3 protein-coding genes are annotated in these 1524 nt (G+C 66.7%); 1 reads left to right on the top strand and 2 read right to left on the bottom strand.

All coding sequences use genetic code 11. From position 1 onward, the window contains the following. Together A5705_RS15645 and phoU are read right to left on the bottom strand one after the other, a co-directional pair. The coding region (locus A5705_RS15645) for a cation-transporting P-type ATPase (RefSeq protein WP_156738284.1) at positions 1–244 on the bottom strand (244 nt) is incomplete at its 3' end. A gap of 53 nt (positions 245–297) precedes the next feature. Further along, positions 298–963, bottom strand: a complete 666-nt coding sequence (phoU, locus tag A5705_RS15650) for a phosphate signaling complex protein PhoU (protein ID WP_067875505.1) — start codon at positions 961–963, stop codon at positions 298–300. Between the two features lie 159 nt (positions 964–1122). On the opposite strand from phoU, the gene A5705_RS15655 reads away from it, so the two are divergent. Continuing rightward, the coding region (locus A5705_RS15655; protein WP_255400458.1) for a cation-transporting P-type ATPase at positions 1123–1524 on the top strand (402 nt) is incomplete at its 3' end.

Here is a 1524-nt window from a genome sequence, read left to right on the forward strand (position 1 = left end):
CGGCCAGCAGGATGAGCACCGCGTTGCGCAGTTGACGACCGAGCACCGCGAGCGCGTTGACGTGGTGGGTCCGCACGGCGTTCGGGCCGTGGCGCGCCAGCCGCGCGGCGGCCTCGGCGCTCGACAGGCCGGCGGCCGAGCTGTCCAGCCAGCCCAGGACCTCCTCGGCGGTGGCCGCGGCGACCCGGGTGGCGGTCAGCGCGGAGGAGTCGGGCGCGTCAGTCACCTTGGTCGACAACGGCATTGCGGGGCTCTCCTGAGTCGATTCCACGAAACCGGTTGTTCAACTGCCGTCAATCAGTAGGTCGATATCTGGTCCTCGGCGGGCAGCTCGCCGGTGACCGCGAAGATGACTCGGCGGCCGACCTCCACGGCGTGGTCGGCGAAGCGCTCGTAAAAGCGGCCCAGCAACGCCGTTTCCACGCCCACCGCGACGTCGTGCTGCCAATCGTCATCGATCAGCACGCGGAACAAACCCCGGTACAGCTCGTCCATCGCGTCGTCTTGTTCGTGCAGCCGGGCGGCCGACTCGGGATCCCGGGAGATCAGCACCTGTTTTGCGCTGTCGCCCAAGGCAATCGCCACCTTGCCCATGTCGGCGAAATATTGCCGGACCTCTTCCGGAAGCACCCGCGTCGGGTACTCGCGCTCGGCGATCTTGGCCACGTGCACTGCCAGCGCGCCCATGCGCTCCACGTCGGCGATGATCTGGATGCCGGCGAAGACGGCCCGCAGGTCGCCGGCGACCGGTTGCTGTAAAGCCAAGAGCGCGAACGCTTCTCTCTCGGCTTGCGCTCGCATCGCCACGATCTGTTCGTGGTCACCGATCACCTGCTGCGCGGCGGCGACGTCGGCCTCCAGCAAAGCCTGGGTCGCTCGTTTCATGGCGGTGCCGGCCAGTCCGCACATCTCCCCCAATTGCGCGGCCAAGCGGTCCAGCTGCTCGTGGTATGCGGTTCGCATGGGTAACAGCCTCACCTCATTTCGGCACATTTCACAAGTGACAAAAGCCATCCGAACGGTGTCTAAACGGCTCCTCCCCGCCGGGCCGCCGCCGGTTTAGTCTGCGGCGGTGCAGTCTTTGGCGTCAGGGGTCTCGCCGCATGCTCTGAGGCGGGGATGATGTTCAAGCCGCCCGCCGCGGCAGTTCGCGAACCCATGTCCGCTGGTGCGGTGGCAGCCGCGCCCATCGAAGACGTTCTGCGCCTGCTGGAAACCTCGCCGGATGGACTGTCCGGCGCCCAGGTTAACGAGCGTTTGACACGCTTCGGCCGGAATGTAATCCGGACCCACCATGTCAGCGCGTGGGCGGTGCTGGCCCGCCAGCTGAACAACGCCGTGCTGATCCTGCTGGCCGTCACCGCCGTGCTGTCTTATTTCCTCGGGGACCACACCCAGGCGTTGATCATCGGCGTGATCCTCGCTGCCAGCGTCGGACTGGGGTTTTTCAACGAGTACCGCGCCGAGCAGGCTGCGGCCGCTCTGCATGCGCGCATCCATCACACCGCGATTGTTCGACGCGAC

Source organism: Mycobacterium sp. E787 (assembly GCF_001668725.1).
GTDB lineage: Bacteria > Actinomycetota > Actinomycetes > Mycobacteriales > Mycobacteriaceae > Mycobacterium.

Coding starts and splice junctions, on each gene's coding strand:
- phoU (WP_067875505.1), bottom strand. CDS start 963: ATGCGAACCGCATACCACGAGCAGCTGGACCGCTTGGCCGCGCAATTG.